General features: G+C 66.6%; 19 protein-coding genes. 11 read left to right on the top strand and 8 right to left on the bottom strand.

Going from position 1 to position 18,206, the window contains the following annotated elements:
- Positions 1–123: 123 nt before the first annotated feature.
- Complete coding sequence (cgi121, locus tag BM282_RS00505) at positions 124–630, bottom strand: KEOPS complex subunit Cgi121 (protein ID WP_089875742.1); 507 nt, start codon at positions 628–630, stop codon at positions 124–126.
- Positions 627–3,047, bottom strand: a complete 2,421-nt coding sequence (locus tag BM282_RS00500) for an ATP-dependent DNA helicase (RefSeq protein ID WP_089875740.1) — start codon at positions 3,045–3,047, stop codon at positions 627–629. The genes cgi121 and BM282_RS00500 overlap by 4 nt, the downstream gene beginning before the upstream one ends.
- Positions 3,048–3,233: 186 nt before the next feature.
- Here BM282_RS00500 and BM282_RS00495 point away from each other — a divergent pair, with 186 nt between their 5' ends.
- The 6 genes from BM282_RS00495 to BM282_RS18065 all read left to right on the top strand — a co-directional run bounded on the left by BM282_RS00495 (position 3,234) and on the right by BM282_RS18065 (position 9,483).
- The gene (locus BM282_RS00495) at positions 3,234–4,847 is read left to right on the top strand and encodes a hypothetical protein (RefSeq protein ID WP_139229663.1); all 1,614 of its coding nucleotides are present in this window, start codon (positions 3,234–3,236) and stop codon (positions 4,845–4,847) included.
- 47 nt (positions 4,848–4,894) lie between these two features.
- A complete protein-coding gene (locus tag BM282_RS00490) occupies positions 4,895–5,137 on the top strand; it encodes a ferredoxin (RefSeq protein ID WP_089875737.1) in 243 nt (80 codons plus the stop codon).
- Between the two features lie 120 nt (positions 5,138–5,257).
- Positions 5,258–6,322 (top strand): YihY/virulence factor BrkB family protein, encoded by a 1,065-nt coding sequence (locus tag BM282_RS00485; protein ID WP_089875734.1) that lies wholly within the window; start codon positions 5,258–5,260, stop codon positions 6,320–6,322.
- Positions 6,323–6,421: 99 nt separating this feature from the next.
- On the top strand, positions 6,422–6,568 hold the full coding sequence (locus BM282_RS18320; protein ID WP_175501322.1) for a hypothetical protein: 147 nt from the start codon (positions 6,422–6,424) through the stop codon (positions 6,566–6,568).
- 73 nt (positions 6,569–6,641) lie between these two features.
- Complete coding sequence (locus tag BM282_RS00480) at positions 6,642–9,170, top strand: DEAD/DEAH box helicase (protein WP_089875733.1); 2,529 nt, start codon at positions 6,642–6,644, stop codon at positions 9,168–9,170.
- 112 nt (positions 9,171–9,282) lie between these two features.
- On the top strand, positions 9,283–9,483 hold the full coding sequence (locus BM282_RS18065) for a hypothetical protein (RefSeq protein WP_139229662.1): 201 nt from the start codon (positions 9,283–9,285) through the stop codon (positions 9,481–9,483).
- A 14-nt stretch (positions 9,484–9,497) separates the two neighbouring features.
- Here the strand turns inward: BM282_RS18065 and BM282_RS00475 are convergent, their stop codons facing one another.
- Both BM282_RS00475 and BM282_RS00470 read right to left on the bottom strand, forming a co-directional pair.
- Entirely contained in the window at positions 9,498–9,623 is a 126-nt protein-coding gene (locus BM282_RS00475) for a hypothetical protein (protein WP_245758299.1), read from the bottom strand.
- Between the two features lie 86 nt (positions 9,624–9,709).
- On the bottom strand, positions 9,710–10,417 hold the full coding sequence (locus BM282_RS00470) for an Sjogren's syndrome/scleroderma autoantigen 1 family protein (RefSeq protein WP_089875731.1): 708 nt from the start codon (positions 10,415–10,417) through the stop codon (positions 9,710–9,712).
- 172 nt (positions 10,418–10,589) lie between these two features.
- Here BM282_RS00470 and mdh point away from each other — a divergent pair, with 172 nt between their 5' ends.
- Positions 10,590–11,504, top strand: a complete 915-nt coding sequence (mdh, locus tag BM282_RS00465; protein ID WP_089875729.1) for a malate dehydrogenase — start codon at positions 10,590–10,592, stop codon at positions 11,502–11,504.
- Positions 11,505–11,568: 64 nt separating this feature from the next.
- On the opposite strand, the gene BM282_RS00460 is transcribed toward mdh, so the two are convergent.
- On the bottom strand, positions 11,569–12,252 hold the full coding sequence (locus BM282_RS00460; protein WP_089875728.1) for a ZIP family metal transporter: 684 nt from the start codon (positions 12,250–12,252) through the stop codon (positions 11,569–11,571).
- Positions 12,253–12,555: 303 nt separating this feature from the next.
- Between BM282_RS00460 and BM282_RS00455 the strand changes: the two genes are divergently transcribed.
- Complete coding sequence (locus tag BM282_RS00455; protein WP_089875726.1) at positions 12,556–12,918, top strand: hypothetical protein; 363 nt, start codon at positions 12,556–12,558, stop codon at positions 12,916–12,918.
- A gap of 30 nt (positions 12,919–12,948) precedes the next feature.
- Here BM282_RS00455 and BM282_RS00450 read toward each other — a convergent pair whose 3' ends face one another.
- Positions 12,949–14,691: an excinuclease ABC subunit C gene (locus BM282_RS00450; RefSeq protein ID WP_089875724.1), complete on the bottom strand. Its 1,743-nt coding sequence runs from the start codon at positions 14,689–14,691 to the stop codon at positions 12,949–12,951.
- A gap of 100 nt (positions 14,692–14,791) precedes the next feature.
- Positions 14,792–15,199 carry a DUF7344 domain-containing protein gene (locus tag BM282_RS00445; RefSeq protein WP_089875722.1) on the bottom strand — a complete coding sequence of 136 codons (408 nt, stop codon included), beginning with the start codon at positions 15,197–15,199 and terminating at the stop codon, positions 14,792–14,794.
- Positions 15,200–15,392: 193 nt separating this feature from the next.
- Here BM282_RS00445 and BM282_RS00440 point away from each other — a divergent pair, with 193 nt between their 5' ends.
- The 3 genes from BM282_RS00440 to BM282_RS00430 all read left to right on the top strand — a co-directional run bounded on the left by BM282_RS00440 (position 15,393) and on the right by BM282_RS00430 (position 17,675).
- A complete protein-coding gene (locus BM282_RS00440) occupies positions 15,393–15,608 on the top strand; it encodes a hypothetical protein (RefSeq protein ID WP_245758257.1) in 216 nt (71 codons plus the stop codon).
- 88 nt (positions 15,609–15,696) lie between these two features.
- Positions 15,697–16,758 (top strand): ABC transporter ATP-binding protein, encoded by a 1,062-nt coding sequence (locus tag BM282_RS00435; protein ID WP_089875718.1) that lies wholly within the window; start codon positions 15,697–15,699, stop codon positions 16,756–16,758.
- On the top strand, positions 16,755–17,675 hold the full coding sequence (locus tag BM282_RS00430) for an ABC transporter permease (RefSeq protein WP_089875716.1): 921 nt from the start codon (positions 16,755–16,757) through the stop codon (positions 17,673–17,675). Before BM282_RS00435 ends, BM282_RS00430 begins: the two co-directional genes overlap by 4 nt.
- Positions 17,676–17,726: 51 nt before the next feature.
- On the opposite strand, the gene BM282_RS00425 is transcribed toward BM282_RS00430, so the two are convergent.
- Positions 17,727–18,200, bottom strand: coding sequence for a nitroreductase/quinone reductase family protein (locus tag BM282_RS00425; protein WP_089875714.1), 474 nt, complete (start codon positions 18,198–18,200; stop codon positions 17,727–17,729).
- Positions 18,201–18,206 lie beyond the last annotated feature (6 nt).

Raw genomic sequence — 18,206 nt, 5'->3', positions numbered from 1 at the left:
TTCGCCCGATTTCGTTTGGACGCCGGACCACCGCGCAGTCTACTGTTCTCCACCCGAAACGAGGGGGTTAGACGGCTACTCACAGGTTCGAATCTCCACACGAAACGAAGGGGTTTTCGGCGGCTACTTCTCGACGTTCAACAGCGCGACGCGTTCGCAGACGAGCGATTCGAGGTCACCCTCGACCGTCGCCAGTTCGGCGTCGCCGACGTCGAAGAACGACCGGACGGTCGCTTCGTCGTAGCGGCCGAGCGTCTCCCCCTCGGCGAGCAACGCGGAGACTCGGCGTTCGGCGGCCGATTCGTCCGCGTCGTCCGCGTCGTCTCCGCCGTCGACGAGGACCACGACGGGCGTCTCTCCCTCTTCGACGCCCATCGCCAGCGCGTCGTCTATCTGCCGGCGTCCGGCGGCGTACAGCAGTATCTCGACGCCCCTGTCGCGAGCGACGTTCTCGCCGCGTTCGAACGCCCTGTCCGCGAACGCGACGGCCCGTCGGAGGTGCGCCTCGCTCACGACGTACCGCGCGTCGAACACCTGCACCGTCGTCGCCGTCTCCGTCGCTATCTCGCCGACTCGCTCGACGAACGCGCCCACGTCCGCGACGTCGGCGACGCCCTCGACGAACCTCATCCGAAGTCCCCCAGACTCGCCTGTTCCTGCGGGTCGTCGCCGTCGTCACCGCCGTCTCCGCCGTGGCTCTGCCGCCCGCTCGCCCGTTCGAACGTCGCCGCCGGCACGTCGGCGTCTGCCTCGTCGACGTCGTCCATCGACGGGTCGCGTCTGCCGGCCGCTTCGAGGACGTTCTCGGCCGTCTTGCGCCGTCCTCGTAACGCGGCGAGGACGACGGATTTATCCGCCTCGCGGAGGTCGCTCCGCGTCTCGATTCCGGCCTCGAACAGGCGGCGGGCGCGCTTTCGCCCGACGCCGCGGACGCCCGCCAAGTCGAGGAGTTCGTCGCGGACGCCGTACTCCACGCGCTTTTTCGCCTCGCGGACGGCGACGACGGAGGAGAGGTCCAACTCGCCCGCGAGTCGTTCGGCCGCGCCGAGCAACCACTGCGCCGTCTCGACTTTCCCCCTGATGTCGCCGGGGCCGACGCCGTAGCGTTCGGTGATGCGGTCCTCGTCCACCTCGCCCGCCCAGTCTTCGAGCAGTCTGGCGGTCTTGAGCGCGGAGAGCCACTCCTCGAAGCGGACGTCCTCGTACTCGGAGGGGACCTTCCCGAGCAGTTCGGGTTCGCGTTCGTAGCACTCCTCGGTGAACGTCTCTCTGTCGCCCGACTTGAGGTAGAGTTGGTACATGTCCGGCGTGCGCGAGACGAGGTGGAACAGGCCGAGCGCGGTGGGGTACGTCGTCTCCGACTCGTACGTTCCCTCGTCGTTGCTCACCATCTCGCTGGCGCGTTGGAACTCGCCCGTTTGCTGTGGTTCCGACGTAGCCGACGCGACGCCGTCGAGTTTGCGGAGGTTCTCGTCTCGGTTGTCGGCGGCCCACTCCAACCCGTCGAGTATCTCGGCGGCGCTCATCGGGTCCAAGTAGAGACGCGAGACGGTGTGGCCGACGGGCGTCGCCGTTATCTGTCCGTCTTCGACGTCGACGAAGCCGTTCACGTCGAGGTACTGGACGACGGCGTCCGTGACCCGTTCGAGTCGTCCCGGTTCGTCCGTCTGCGTCGCGTACAGCGTCTGGCCGAGGAAGTCGAGGACGCCCTCGCGGGTGTGAGCGAACCCCGAGGCGACGGTGGCGAGCAAGTGCGTCCTGAGCGCGGGTTCGGCCGCGAGTTTCGACCGCACGGGTTCGGCGTCGGCCCAGATGTACCGCTCGAACAGTTCGTCGCGCGTCTCGGAGTCTTTCGCCAGCAACACAGCTTCGCCGTAGGGGTCGAGTCCGGGCCGTCCGGCGCGGCCCATCATCTGGTGGACTTCGAGCACGTCCAGCGGTTTCATGCCGCCGAACTCGCCGTCGTAGCGTCGCCAGTCGCGGACGATGACCCGTCTGCTCGGCGTGTTCACGCCCGCCGCGAGCGTCGGCGTCGCCGACACCGCCTTCACCAACCGGTCGCGGAACGCGTCTTCGACCAGACTGCGGTGTTCGGCGGCGAGTCCGGCGTGGTGAAACGCCGCGCCCTTCGCCACGCAGTTCGCGAGAGTGTCGCTCGTCTCCGTGTCCGACACGTCGCGAATCTCCTGTGCGAGTTCCGCGAGTTCGCTTTTCTCTCCTTCGGTCAGTGCACGCGCGGTCACGTCTTTCAACCGCTTCGCCGCCGCTTCGGCGTTCCGGCGGGAGTTGACGAACACGAGCGACGACCCGTCCTCTTCGAGGGTGTCGGCGACGAGTGCGGCCGTCTTTCTGTCTCCTTTTCCGACCGGCACCTCTCTTTGCGTCCCGTCGTCGAACGAGATGGCGTTGCCGTAGTGGACGCCCATCTTCAGGTCGATGGGTCGCCAGTCGGACTCGACCAGCGTGGCGTCCAACCACTCGGCCACCTCGTCGGCGTTGCCAACCGTCGCCGAGAGGGCGACGACTTGCAGGCCGGGGTTTATCTTCCGCAACTTCCCGAGTGTCACTTCGAGCGTCGGGCCGCGGTGGGCGTCGTTCACGAGGTGGACTTCGTCGCTCACGACGCAGGTGAGGTCCGACACCCACGGCGCGTTGTTTCGGATGAGCGAGTCCACCTTCTCGGAGGTGGCGACGATGATGTCTCGCGACGCCAACCACTCGCCGTCGGAGTCGTAGTTACCCGTCGAGACGCCCACGTCGATACCGAACGCCTCCCAGCGTTCGAACTCGGCCTTTTTCTCGGAGGCGAGGGCGCGAAGCGGAACGATGTACAGCGCCTTCCCGCCGCGTTGGACGCTCGACAGCATCGCCAACTCCGCGACGAACGTCTTTCCCGACGCGGTGGGGATGGAGGCGAGGACGCTCTCGCCCTCCGTCACCCCCGCCTCGACTGCCTCGGCCTGCGGCGGGTACAACTCCTCGATACCCTCCGACTGCAACTGCTCGGGCACCCCCTCCGGCAGGCCCGGCACGTCCTCCGGTCTCATTGCGCCGGAGTAAGCCGTCACCCGGTTTAAATGGTCGGACCGCGCCGTCACGGGTCTCGCCCGAGTGCACGACGCGCTACGGACAGTCTCCGTTTCGGACCTGTCTGCGCAGTTATTTGCTCTCTGCGGACCATGTTACTGCTAGACTCGGGCGCTCCGTGTGAGTCCGCGTCGGAGGTGACGAGGGTGTCTCTCGCAACACAGGTTCAACAGCAGTGGAAAGGGGTCGTCGACTGGGGGTCGGGTTCGGACGACGAGAGCGACGACGGGGAGGAGGCGAAGGGGCCAATCCATCGGGCACGACTGATCTACTTCTTGGCGTTGTCGGGCGTCACGTTCGGAATCGCGGGGACGTTCCTCGTCGCACTTCGACTCGCGCCCGACATAACGGCGTGGCTGCAGCAGCCTGCGACGGCCGACATCTGGGCGCTCTCGGTGTGGATGCTCGTCGCGCTTTTGTTCGCCGTCGGCGTCGGTGCCGTCTACGCCTACCCGTTGGTTCGACCGACCGCACTCGAAGAGACGTCGTACCGACGCGTCGAACGAACGGTCAGATACGGGCTGTTCGTCGCGATTCTCCTCGGCGGTCTGTTCGCCGTGTTCGAGGCGACGCTTGACCCGACGCTCGGACGCGGTGCCGTCGTCGTCGCCCTCGCGTTGGGTGTCGTCGTCGCACTCGCGCTGTTCGGGTCGTACCCGTCCGGAACGCAGCGACAGTACGAACTCGCCGTCGAGGGCTACCGAACGACGCTCGACGCCTTCGAACGGCACCTCGACGAACTCACCACGAACGTCCCCTTCTCGACGGTGTACTACGAGGACCCGAAACTCCGCTTCGACGTCGAACAGGCTCGCGTCGCGCTTGCAGAGGCGAACGCTCGGCTCACCGTGGCGGACGAAGCCATCGCCGAGCGACTGTACGAGGCCTACGTGTTCCACTACCAAGCCGCGAAGCGCGAGACGATTACCATCGAGTACGCGATACGAGAGTTCGAGTCGCGAGCCGGTGCGTTGCGAACGCCGTACCGGACGGACGGCGGTGCACTGCCGCGACTTCCGGCGCGTCTCTCGACGGTCCTCCCGAAACTCCGCCGTCGGGATTCCCCCACGCCTCAGAACGACTATCTGACCGCGATGGCCGAACGGACGCTCGACTGGGCGGACGAGAGCCTCCCCGCGGCGCGCGCCTCTCATCTGAGGCGGCTCCTGACGACCACGCCGACGGAGGGCGAGGCGTCCGCAGTTCGGACGGACCTCACGCCGACGGACCTCCGCGTCGCGACGGCGCGAATCCACGACTACCTCCTGAGCGAACAGCAGAAGCAGTTCGCCGTCAAGCGACTGATGCGCGCCGGGTCGGTGTTCGGTGCCGTCGCGCTCGGAGTCGCGTTCCTCCTCGCCGATTCGGGCGCGCTCACGGGCGTCGTTCCGTCCGTCGGAGGCGCCTCGCCGGCGCTCTCGCTCGCCATCGTCGGTCTGTTCGGCTTCCTCGGTGCGGTCACGAGTAGCCTGTTCGCGCTCCGTGACATCTCGGCCGGGACGGCGACCGATTCGGAACTGACCAACCCGTTCTTGAACGTCGAGATACTCTCGATGCGCCTCGTCGTCGGTTCGACGGCCGGCGTCATCGCCGCCGTGCTTCTCGCGTCCGGACTCTCGGAGGTCGTCCTGAACCCGGACCTCATCGACGAGTCGGGCGTGGCTGCCTCGGTGGTCGTCGTCGCCGCGTTCCTCGCGGGGTTCACCGAACGACTGGTGCTGCGGTCCGCGGAGAAACTCGTCGCCAAGCCGCCCCAGTGACGCCCCCGCGTCGCCACCGATATGTACGCCCTCGGCCAACACGACGCATGAAGATTCGCTACGACCGCGACACCTGCATCGGGATGTTCCAGTGCGTCGACGAGTGGGACACCTTCGAGAAGAACTTAGACGACGGGAAGGCCGACCTCGCGGGCGCCGAGGAGGTCGAAGACGGCATCTTCGAGGTAGAGGTGCCCGAAGACGACGAGTTCGACGCGGAGTTCGCCGCGCGGGTCTGTCCCGTCGACGCCATCGAACTGTACGACGACGACGGCGAACAGGTCGTCTGAACCGGAGCGCCCGCCGCGACGGGTTAGTTTCGTGGAGTTTCTCTCGAAAATACGGTTTGTGAGCCGTGAGCGGCGCAAACGGCCACGACTTCCTTAACCCTCCCTCGGGACTCCCACTACATGGTCACGCTCTCCGGCACGAAACGAACCGCCAGTCGCGTCGTCTCCGAGTTCTCTCGGAAGAACGTCACGCTCATGGCGGCGGGTATCGCGTACAACGCGTTCGTCTCGTTGGCACCGCTGTTGCTCTTGCTCTTGTTAGCCGTCTCGTTCGTCGGCGGCGGCCTCGAAGCACGGGTCCTCGGACTCTTACAGCAGTCGTTCCCGACGCCCATCGCGAACGTCGTCAGTAGTATCTTCCAGAGCGAGTCGGTCCGGACCGGTGCCTCGATAGCCAGCCTCGCCGTCCTCCTCTGGGGGGCGCTGAAGGTGTTTCGCGGCCTCGACACGGCCTTCTCGGAGATTTACGAGTCGACGGGTGAGGAGTCGTTCGTCGACCAACTCCAAGACGGAGCCATCGTCCTCTTCGCGCTCATCCTCGCGGGACTGGCGACGGCCGCGGTGAGCGGAGCGTTCGCCGTCTTCTCGGGCGTCGTCCCGTACGTCGGCGTCGCGATACCGGCCGCCCTCGCCGTCGGCCTGGTGCTCGCGTTCTTCCCCATCTACTACCTCTTCCCCGACGAGGACCTGTCGTGGCGGGAGGTGCTCCCCGGCATCGTCTTCGCCGCCGTCGGGTGGGGCGTCCTGCAGGTCGCTTTCCAACTGTACCTCTCGATGAAGGGCGGGAGTTCGACGGGCGTCTTCGGCGGCGTCATCCTCGTCGTCACGTGGCTGTACTTCTCGGGACTGGTGATTCTCGTCGGTGCGCTCATCAACGCCGTCGTCGGCGGCTACGCCACCGAGACGCTCGCTCGCGCCGAGGCCATCTCGAAAGGTGGGAACGTGCGCCGACAGGAGACGCTCACGGGGGAGGAACGAGCGCGGTACCTCGACCGACTCCGCTCGCGCGTCGCCAGCGACTCCCGCGGCACCGACAGGGACGCGCCCGTCGGCCCGGGTCCGGCGAACGACGCGGTCGACGTCATCGAGTTCTCCGACACCGACGACGACAGCGAGGAGTGGGCGGTCCTCCTCCGGTGGGAGTCCGACGACGCGACCGACCGCACCGACACTGCGGACGACTGAGTCCCTCCTCTCCAATCGGGTTCGAGACGCCCGCGGTCGTTCGCCGCCCGACTGGAACCGGGACAATCGTTATGTATTCGCGCGAGAAGGTAGTCGGCTGTGAGAAACAGTACGACGCGGAACAGCCACGGAACCCGCCTCGCGGAGTGGGCCGACCTCGTCGGCGGCTCCGTTCCGGACGCGGTCGACGACGACGAACACGACGCGACGTCCGGTCCGTGGGCGGACGCCGAGCGGTCGCAGTAGCGTCGAGGCTCCCGGCTTCACTTTCGCCGCGGTTCGCCAACGCTTAACCCGAGTCGCGACGAAGTCTGCGCCGATGGCGGCCGCCGACGACCCCGCGCACGTCGACCACCCACTCCTGAGTCCGTCGTTCATCGAACGACGACTGTACCAGATTCGACTCGCGGGCGCGGCCCGCGAGGCGCACACGCTCGTCTGCCTCCCGACGGGTCTGGGCAAGACGACGGTGAGTCTCCTCGTCACGGCAGACAGACTCCACGAGGTCGGTGGGAAAGCGCTGTTCCTGGCCCCGACGAAACCGCTCGTACAACAACACGCCGACTTCTACCGCGAGGCCCTCCAGATACCCGACGACGACGTCGTCGTCTTCACGGGCGACGTCCGCCCGGACGACAGAGCGGAACTGTGGGAGGACGCGAAGATAGTCATCGCGACGCCGCAAGTCGTGGAGAACGACCTCATCGGCAATCGCGTCTCGCTTCGCGACGTGACGCATCTCACGTTCGACGAGTGTCACCGCGGTACCGGCGACTACGCCTACGTCTACATCGCCGAACGCTACCACGCGGACGCCGAGCACCCACTCGTCACCGGGATGAGCGCCTCGCCCGGCGGCGACAAGGAGTCCATCCTCGAAGTCTGTGAGAACCTCGGCATGCTGGAAGTCGAAGTGATGACCGAAGAAGACGCCGACGTCGACGAGTACACCTACGACACCGACGTCGAGTGGGAGCGCATCCAACTGCCCGACGAGATTTTAGAGATACGCGACGCGGTCAACGAGGTCATCAAGGACCGACTGGAGAAACTGAAGTCGCTCGGCGTGACGAACACGACGAGTCCGGACGTCTCCCAGAAGCAGTTGAACGGGATGCGCGCGGAGTTGCAGAAGCTGATGAACAACGACCAGTCGGAGGGGTACAAGGGGATGTCGACGCACGCGGAGGTGATGAAACTCCGCCGAGCGGTCGAACTCGTCGAGACGCAGTCGGTGGAGTCCGTTCGCCGCTACTTCGAGCGACAGCGAAACGCCGCACGCTCTTCGGGCGCGTCGAAGGCGAGTCAGCGACTCGTCGCCGAACCGAAGGTCCGGGAGGCGATGCGGAAAGCCGAGTCGTTCGACGGCCTCCACCCGAAGTTCTCCCGCACGCGCATCCTCCTCGCGCAGACGCTCGGTATCGAGGGCGGCCAGCGAGTCATCGTCTTCACCGAGTCCAGAGACACCGCCGAAGCGCTCACCGAGTTCCTCTCGGCGTCGTTTGACGTCCGGCGGTTCGTCGGGCAGGGCGACAGAGAGGGCTCCGACGGGATGACGCAGAAAGAACAGCAGGAGACGTTAGACGAGTTCAGAAACGGCGAGTTCGAGGTGCTCGTCTCCACCTCCGTCGCAGAAGAGGGACTGGACGTGCCGGAAGTCGACCTCGTGCTCTTCTTCGAACCCGTCCCGACGGCGATTCGCTCCATCCAGCGGAAGGGACGGACCGGGCGACAGGCGGAGGGACGCGTCGTCGTCCTGATGGCCGAGAACACGCGCGACGAGGCGTACTTCTGGATATCGCGCCGCCGCGAGAAGGAGATGGAGTCAGAACTCCGGGACCTGAAAGGCGTCGCCGACGACGTGGAGGCGGAGTTAGACGACTCCCAGAAGGGACTGGACGCGTTCGCGAGCAGCGAGCAGGCTGCGACGGAAACGGCGACCACGGGCGCGGGAAGCACGGATGCGGCGAACGTAGAGACGGCGAATGCGGAGACGACGGCCGAGACGGGCGTCGATTCGGCGGCGAACGGGACGGACGCGAACGGGCAGTCGGGACTGGACTCGTTCGCCGCGACGGACGCGGAGATATCGCGTGCGAACGACGACGCGGACGGCGAGCGCGGCGGAGACGACGGCGACGACCGACCCCGCGTCGAAGACCGCGAGGGCACCATCGAGACGGCCGGACGCGACGACGACGTGGTCGAACTCGTCGTCGACCAGCGCGAACTCGACTCGAACATCGCGAAGGACCTCTCGACGCGCGACGGCGTGGAGACGAGGCTGGAGACGCTCGCCGTCGGCGACTACGTTCTCTCGGACCGCGTCGCCGTCGAGCGAAAGTCCGTCTCGGACTTCCTCGACACGCTGACCGGCGGCGACCGCTCGCTGTTCGAGCAGATAGGCGACCTCTCGCGCGCCTACGCGCGACCGATTCTGATTCTCGAAGGCGAGGGGCTCTACGAGGAGCGAAACATCCACCCCGGCGCGATTCGAGGTGCACTCGCCTCGCTGGCCGTCGACTTCGACGTGAGCGTCCTGCAGACGCGCGACGAGTCGGACACGGCGGAACTCCTCCTCACCATCGCCACGCGCGAACAGACCGAACGCGAACGCTCCGTCAGCGTCCACGGCGGCAAGAGCACGAAGACGCTCACCGAGCAACAGGAGTACGTCGTCTCCGCCATCGCCGACATCGGCCCCGTCACCGCCCGTAACCTCTTGGAGGCGTTCGGCACCGTCGAAGCGGTGATGACCGCCCGCGAAGACGACCTGTTAGACGTGTCCGGAATCGGATCGGTGACGGCAGAACGCATCCGCGAAGTCGTCGGTTCCGACTACGAGTAGCGGATAGCGGCCTCGATTCGTCCACGATTTACACTCTCGTACGAAAGAGAGTAACGAGTTACAACTGTCGGCGAAACGTCTATATGGCTTCGAGATAATTATTTACTACATCATGAGTACTAATTTCTCGGAGGGTGTGGTGCGGACGTTCTACGGGGAGCCGCAGCACGAGACGGAGGTGTGCGTCGACGCCGAACGCGTTCGTGTCGCCCCAACGCCTCCGACGTGCGAGCGTGCGCTCCACGGCGACGCGTACTACGAGGACGCCGAGTGGATGCGGGCGTACGCCGAAGTGGCCGCGCAGACGGCCTGAGTCGGACAGCCCGACTACGGGACGACGGTCAGGGGAACGCTCTCGTCGCGGACCACCGTCTCGGCGTCCGAGAAGTTGACGACGCGGAGCGTCGCGTCGAAGCGGACGGCGAGTTCGACGGCGAACTCCGGCGCGCGGATACTGCAGTCGGACCCGTCGACGGGTGCGAGTATCTTCGTCCCCGAGTAGTGAGCGAGAGAGAAAGAGCTGGGCGTCCGAGAGACGCTCAGCGGTCGAGCGCGGCGAGGGCGTCGGCCGCCTCGTGTGCGGCTTCGAGATGCTCTTTCGCCCGCCGAGGTTCGTCGGCCGCCGTCGACCGGCGCGCGTGTTCGATAATCGCCTGCAGGAGCGACTCGCGTGCGGCCTGCACCGAGGCGTCCGGTGACCCCGTTTCCGCCGGCGCGGTACCCGTGCCGACGGCGCGTCCGGACGCCGTCTTGGGAGGCTGACGCGCGGCCGACCCCGACTGGACCGGCGGTTCGGGCGACGTCGACTCCGCCCGCGTCTCCGACCCGGACTGCATCGCCGACGTCGACGGGGTGGGCGACGACTCTGCGTCGGCCTCGACGCGTGACTCGCCGACGGCGTCCGCTGTCGACGCCGCCGTCTCCTCTGCATCGCGGTTCGGCTCCGCACCCGCACTCGCCGTCGAAGCCGCGCCGTTCGAAGCCGGCGTCCCCTCTACGACGCCGGCGGCGGCGTCGTCGGCCGCCTCCGCGGCGACTTCGGCCTGCTTGCTCTGACAGTTGGGGCAGAACTCGGTGCCCTGATAGCGGAATATCGGCGTTCCGCAGTCGTTGCAGTGCTTGTTCGTCATCGTCGCGCCCTGCAAGAGCAGTTCGCTCATCCGTTGTGTCTCCTTGCGACGCTCCTCGTCTTTCTCGTACTTCTCGCGGAGACGCTGTCGCTCCGCTTCTTTGTCGAAGTCGCTCATATGGGCCACGAACGCGCCGTGCGTCGAAAAACCCACCGGGAGAGCCGTTCGCACGTCGTCGACGCTCTCCCCTTCTGGTTCGACGAACGACGAACCTTTCGTACGACGATACAGCCCGGGAGAGGCCGGTTCCGAAGCGTTTAATCGGAATCCGCGGCGTCGTTTACGTGGTATGACGAAAGTTAGCGTGGTCGGAGCGGCCGGGACGGTCGGCGCCGCCGCCGGGTACAATCTCGCGCTTCGGGACGTCGTGGACGAACTGGTCTTCGTCGACATCCCGGACATGGAGGACAAGACGGTCGGACAGGCGGCCGACACGAACCACGGCATCGCGTACGACTCCAACACTGAGGTGTATCAGGGCGGCTACGAGGACACCGAGGGGTCCGACGTCGTCGTCATCACGGCGGGTATCCCCCGCAAAGAGGGTCAGACCCGAATCGACCTCGCGGGCGACAACGCGCCCATCATGGCCGACATCGGGTCGTCGCTCGCGGAGTACAACGACGACTTCGTCTCGGTGACGACGTCGAACCCGGTCGACCTCCTGAACCGCCACCTGTACGAGGCGGGCGACCGCGACCGACACAAGGTCGTCGGCTTCGGCGGCCGTCTGGACTCCGCGCGCTTCCGCTACGTTCTCAGCCAGCGCTTCGACGTCCCCGTGAAGAACGTCGAGGCGACCATCCTCGGCGAACACGGCGACGCGCAGGTCCCCGTCTTCTCGAAGGTCCGCGTCGACGGCCGAGACCCCGAGTTCTCCGCCGACGAACGCGAAGAGATTCTCTCCGACCTGCAGGAGTCCGCCATGGACGTCATCTCGCGCAAGGGCGCGACCCAGTGGGGTCCGGCGACGGGCGTCGCCCACATGGTCGAGGCCATCCTCAACGACACCGGCGAGGTACTCCCCGGGTCGCTCGTCTTAGACGGCGAGTACGGCTACGAGGACACCGCGTTCGGCGTCCCCGTCAAACTCGGCTCGAACGGCATCGAGGAGGTCGTCGAGTGGGACCTCGACGACTACGAACGGGAACTGATGGACGAGGCCGCGGAGAAACTCCGCGACCAGTACGGCAAAATCGCGTAGACGGACACGACCCGTCTCTTCTCTCTTCGACACCCCGTTTATCGGCCGCGTAGACGCTCACGCGTCACTTCAGTGCGAACGCGAGGACGAACCCCACGGCGGTGGCGAACCCGACGTAGTCGCCCCCCTCCTCGAACGCCTCCGGCATGACCTCGGTCGTGAGCGACGCGACGACCGACCCACCGGCGAACGCCCGGACGACGGCCAGCGGAACCTCGGCGGTGCTCGCGAACACGCGGTTCCCGACGACGACGGCGGCGGCGAGGAGGGCCGCCGCGCCCACCCAGATACTGACGGTGTACAGTTTCGACGCCTCGTCGGCGACGTCTTTCGCACCGCTGAGCGCCTCCGGGAAGTTCGACGCGAAGATGGCCGCGAGCAAGGCGAACGGACTCGCCTGCCCGATGAGCGCGACGCCGAGCGCGAGGTTCTCGGGGACGCCATCGAGCGTCACGCTCGCGAGGAGTCCGAGACCCGAGGAGTCCGTGCCGTACACTTCGTCTAAGAGGTGGTCGACGACGGTGAAGACGGCACCACCAGCGAGGAGTCCAGCGCTCGCGACGGCCAACCCGGCCGTCTCGAAGGCGTGTTCGAACAACTCGAACGCGAGGGCGACGATGAGCGCACCGCTGGCGAACGCGACGAGCGACCCGGTGAGCCACTCCGGCGGGTCCCAGTAGGCACCGGCTATCGACCCGAACACGAGCGAACTCGACGCGGCGACGCCGAACACGAGCGGACCGACCATACGTTCGAACACTCGACAGGTTCACTTAGCTCGAGTGGCGGGTCCCGGCGAGGGTGGCGATACCGGCGGCTGTACCGCTGCAGGGACTTCGACGCGAAGAGGAAGGGTCGTTCACGAACTCTGGCCGTCGGCTATCCCGTCCGTAACCGCGTGCGATGAGAACTGCGGGGACGGCGGTGACGCGACGGCCCCCGACCCCTCACCGTGTCCTCCTCTCGCACGTAAACGCGTCCCGGTTAACGGCCCGTTACGGCCCGAGTAGCGGCCGCGTAGTCAGGTACGTCTCTCCCGTTCGTCTCGAGTATGAGCGCAGATGTGTACCGCTACGACGTCGTCGACGGTGTCGCCCTGTTCGACCTCACCGAGTTCGACGTCGGCGGCGGCGTCCTCCTCGAACGGTTCTTCGAGACGGTCGAAGCCATCCTCGCGCGACCGGAAGTGCACTCGGCCGTCTTCGTCGTGAGCGAGGGCGGTGGAATCAGCAAGTGGTTCTTCGAGCGATTCGACGTCCTCGCCTCGCAGATAGACGAGTTCGACATCCGGCGCGTGGCGTTCGTCGGCCCGCCGGGCAAGCAGGTGGCGCTTCGCGGCCGACTCCGCGAGACGAACGTCGTCGTCGAGACGCCGGAGACGGCGGAGGACGCGATAGAGTGGGCGCGAGCCTAAACACGGTGGATACGGACTGTCCTGCGGGCGTTACTGCCCAGACAGTCGGCGTCTGAGTTCCGCGGCCGTCTTCTCGCCGACGCCCGGCACGTCCGTCAGGTCCGCCACCGTCGCTTCGCGGACGTTCTCGACGCTCCCGAACCGGCGCAAGAGGGCGCGTCTCGTCTTTTCGCCGACGCCCGGCACGTCGTCTAACACCGTCCGCACGTCGTCGCGGAGCGTCTGGTGGTATTGCACGGCGAAGCGGTGCGACTCGTCGCGGACGCGTTGGAGGACGTGCAGATGCGGGGCGTCCGAAGGCCAGTCGTACACCCCGTCGGGCGTGATGACCACCTCGCGGTCCTTCGCGAGGGCGACGGCGGGCACGTCCCATCCGGTTTCGGCGAGAGCGTCCATCGCCGCGCCGAGTTGGCCGTCCCCGCCGTCGATGAGGAGCAAGTCCGGGTCGGGCCTGTCGTCGCGGCCCTCCACGGCGCGTTCCGCCCGCCAGCGAATCAGCGCCCGCATGTTCGCGTAGTCGTCATTTCGCTCGGGCAGTTTCTTCCGGCGATAGTCCGCCTTCACCGCGTCGCCGTCGACGAAACAGACGTCGCTGCCGACGACGGCTTTCCCCTGCGCGTGACTCACGTCGAACCCTTCGATGCGGGAGATGCCGGGGATGCCCAGTGCGTCCGAGAGTGCGCCGAGTTCGTCGCCGCGGACGGGTCCGCGACGGGCGTTCTTCAGCGCCAACTCGACAAGTTTCGCCTCCCGACCCGCGCCGGGGACGCGCACGCTCACGCCCTCCACGCTCAACCACTTGACCACGTCCTCGTCGTCGGGGCGTTCCGAGAGGAGCACCGCGTCCGGCAGGCGACGCTCGGCGTAGTACTGCGTGAGGAACGCCGAGAGGACGGCGGCGGCCCGTTCGCCGCCTTCGGGGGCGTCCAGTCGGTGCCGAGACCGGTCGACGAGTTGGCCGCGTTCGCTGTGCAGGCGGGCGACGGTGGCCGAGTCGCCCTCGATGGCGACGCCGAGGACGTCGACGGCGCGTTCGTCAGACTGGGTGGCGACCGCTTCCTCGCCCGCCCCGTGGAACGACTCGACGGCCGCCAGTTTGTCGCGCGCGTTCGCCGCACGCTCGAAGTTCTCCGCCTGCGCCGCCGCCTCCATCTCACGTCGGAGGGGGTCCGCGAGAACGCCCGTCTCGCCCTCGAAGAACCGTACGACCGACTCGACGTCCTCCCGGTACGCCGCCTCCGAAATCTCGCCGGTGCACGGGGCCGTACAGAGGCCCATCTCGTAGTCCAGACAGGGCCGGTCCCGGTTCGCGTACTTGTGGTCCGAACACCCGCGGACGCCGTACGCCTCGCGGAGGGCTTTCACCACCGTCTCGACGCGTCCCTTGTTCGTGTACGGACCGAACACGGTCGCCCCTTCGTCCGGGTCGCGCGTCACGTCGATTCGCGGGACCGCGTGGTTCGTCAGTTGGACGAGCGGGTACGACTTGTCGTCTTTGAGACGGACGTTGTACCGGGGTTGGTGGCGCTTGATGAGGTTCGCTTCGAGGAGGAGGGCCTGCGTCTCGGTGTCCGTGACGGCGAAGTCGATGGTCTCCGCTCTGTCGACCATCTGTCTGATGCGTTCGCCGCGCGGGTCGGCGTACGACCGGACCCGCGCACGGATGTCGACCGCTTTACCGACGTAGAGAACGGTGTCTCCCTCGAAGAACTGGTAGACGCCGGGACTCGTCGGAAGGTCGGTCGCGCGTTCGCGAACGTCGGTCGCGTCCATCTCCGCCAGCTAGCGTCCCGACGGGTATGAGGTTGACGCGCGGCGCGCCGTCACCGTCGGCTCTCGGCGGAGACGGACGGGCGCGGTCGAAAATGAAGTGTCAGCGCGTATCGCGGTCGAACTCGTGCGCGGTGACGGCCTCGGCATCGACTCTCGTCGTCTCGGACCCGTCCGCGCCGCTCTGAGCGTCTCGGTCGAACTCCGTCTCGAACGCGCGCGCCGCACGTTCGAGGTCGCGTCCGAGAGGGGTCACGTCGTACCGGTTGTCCGGCGTCCGTTCGACAACACCTCCCGACTCCAGTTTCGGGAGATGAACGTGTTCGAGCGAGATTCTCACCTTCTCGACCTGAGTGGTATCGACCGTGTTCGTGCGTCGAGGGCTCGGGCGTTGACGGACGACGATCTGCCGCGCTAACTCATCGCGCGCGAGCGGTTCGTCAGTACTGGTGAGGACCTTAAGGGCCTGTCTTCGCTTCTGTGCCGACAGCATCTCGTAGAGTGTATCCATGGCTTCCCTCCCCATCCCATTACGACAACGTTCGTCACGGCAGTTAATACTTCTCTGAGCTAACGTTCTATTTCAAACATCTAGACACATACGGCGGTAGTTACGATTGTCCCCTGTCTGACGCCGACGTACGAGCGACGACGCGGACGCCGTTCGCCGTTGGTTGCTCGAACGGACGTACACCGACCGCGGGATGATAGACGTCGTGTACGCGACGCCGGACGGCGAGTGGACGCACCGAAAGCAGTACTCCGCGACGCTCGCTCGCCGGCGAGGTGTCGAGACGACGGCGGCGGCGACGGTGGACCGGTCGCCTCTCGAAGCCGTCACCGACGAGGAGACGCGGGACCGGTACCGAACCGAAGTCGAACGCGTCCGCGGCCGCTACGACCCCGACGCAGAACTCTGATAGGTTCTCGGTGCGACCGCCGTACGCCGAGTCTCAGGCTTGATTCTCGCACCAAACACTTTATCAGGAGAACAGACTACCCACGCCCATGGCCGCCATCGAACTCGACAGCGTGACAAAACGATTCGAGGAGGGTGGGAGACTCTCGCGGTTCGTCGATTCGGTCAGGGACGTCGACCCCGACGACGTCACCGCCGTCGACGACGTGTCGTTGACCGTCGAGGAAGGCGAAGTGTTCGGCTTCCTCGGCCCGAACGGCGCGGGCAAGTCGACGACCATCAACATGCTTCTGGACTTCGTCCGACCGACGGACGGGACGATAGAGGTGCTCGGACTCGACGCCCACGACGACAGCGTCGGCGTCCGTGCGCGAACCGGAGTCCTGCCCGAGGGATTCGACGTGTACGACCGACTCACCGGCCGCGAACACGTCGAGTTCGCCGCCGACTCGAAGGGACTCGAAGAGGCCGGCGACCGAGTCGAGGCCGTCCTCGACCGCGTCGGTCTCTCGGACGCCGCCGACCGGAAGGCGGGCGGGTACTCGAAGGGGATGCGTCAGCGACTCGCCCTCGCGATGGCCCTCGTCGGCGACCCCGACCTCCTGATTCTGGACGAACCCTCCAGCGGACTCGACCCCGCGGGCGCGAAAGAGATGCGCGACATCGTCACCGAGGAGGCGGCACGCGGGACGACGGTGTTCTTCTCCAGTCACGTCCTCGAACAGGTCGAAGCGGTCTGTGACCGCGTCGGTATCATGCGCGAGGGACGACTCGTCGCCGTCGACAGCATCGAGAGCCTTCGCGAGAAGTCCGACGCGGACTCGACGCTCCACGTCCGCGTCGCGGGCGACGTCGACGCGGTGAACGCCGACGCGGTCACCGCTCTCGGCGGCGTCCACAGCGTCACGACCGAGGCGGCCGAGGACGCACTCACCGTCTCCTGCTCGGGCGACGCGAAGACGGCCGTCATCGCCGAACTGGAGTCGCAGGGCGTCGAGGTGGTGAACTTCGAGACGCGCGAGGCGTCGCTCGAAGACCTGTTCCTCTCGTATACCGGTCACGACGGGACGGACCGGACCGACGGCGGTTCCGCCCCGTCCGGGGGCGGCGAACCGAGCGAGTCCGACGACGAACGGGAGGTGCGCGCATGACGTGGCAAGCGGTCGCCCGTAAGGAGTTCGACGACGCCGTTCGCTCTCGATGGCTCCACGGCGCGACGGCCTTCTTCGTCCTCTTCGTCGGCGGCGCGGCGCTGTTGGCGTTCGGATTCCTCCTCCCGCAGGACCTCAAGGACGCCTCGAACCTGTTCGGATTCTTCGTCGACCTGGGCATCTTCAGCCTCTCGTTCCCCGGCCTACTCGCACTCGTCCTCGGATTCATCGCGCTCTCGACTTCCTACGGGTCGATAACGCAGGAACGCGAGACTGGCAGTATCAAACTCGCGCTGTCGCTGCCGAACTCTCGGACGGACCTCGTCGCCGGGAAACTGCTCGGCCGCGGTGCCGTCGTCGTCGTCGCCCTCCTCACGGGCTTTTTAGCCGCGTTCGTCGTCCTCGTCGGCACGGGGACGGCCGTTAGCTACGGCTCGTTCGTCCCGATGGTGGCGCTGACGGCGCTTCTGGCCCTCGCGTTCGTCTCCATCGGCCTCGGCATCTCCGCCGTCGCCGACTCGAACCGGGAGGCGACGCTGGCGACGCTCGGACTCTTCCTCATCTTCGGCATCCTCTGGAAGCCCATCGCGGAGGGCATCCCGAAGCTCCTCAACTACGTGGCCGAAGAGGCCGGCGTCGGCGCGCTGGAGAACGTCACGCGCGTCCAAATCGGGCTGTTCCTGAAGTATCTCAACCCGCTTCGGACGTACGAGACGCTGACCGCGCAGTTGTACTACGGCCCCGCCCGCGCCCGCCTCGTCAGTTCCACCGTCGGCGAACAACTCGTCATCGCGCCCGTCTTCGAACAGGGCATCCCGCCGTACTTCTCCGGCGCGGCGATGATGACCATCCTTCTGGCGTGGATAGCCGTCCCGACGCTCGTGGGCTACTACGTCTTCGAGAAACAGGACCTGTAGCGGCCGCCGAAACCTCTCTTACGGGTCGCCGAACGCGAACCGAATCACGAATCACGAATCGTCGAACGCGAACCGAACCACGACCAGTTCTTCCGCGGCCGTCTCCGGTTCTTCCCTGCTTCCGACGCCGAGTCTCCGGCCGAATCGCGGGTGTTCGTCGCCGTACGCGCCGAGTAACTGCTTGCGTTCGTCGCCCGAGACCACCGTTCCGGTCGCCGGGCGTTCTTCGCCACGGAACCAGACCGAACACGCCCGAGGCCGACGAAAGTTCCGCCACCACCGACTCTCCCGCCCCGGTGTGACGACGACGAGACGCTCGTCGACGCGGGCGTACACCACCGGGAACGTGTACCGTCGCCCGCTCCGCGGTCCGACGTAGGACACGAGGACGAGAGACCGACTCGCCGGCCAGTGCAGCGGCGACCGGAGGAGACGGCGGAGAAGCGGGTTCGCGAATCGCGCCTCCACGAGTCGCTGGAGCGACGAGATTCGAACGGTCGAGCGACGGGAGTCGTCTGTCGTCATCTCGGT

The organism is Halogeometricum limi, from assembly GCF_900115785.1.
Classification (GTDB): Archaea; Halobacteriota; Halobacteria; order Halobacteriales; family Haloferacaceae; genus Halogeometricum; species Halogeometricum limi.
Note: the sequence above shows the minus strand (reverse complement) of the source record. Positions and strands in the feature narration are given on the sequence as shown.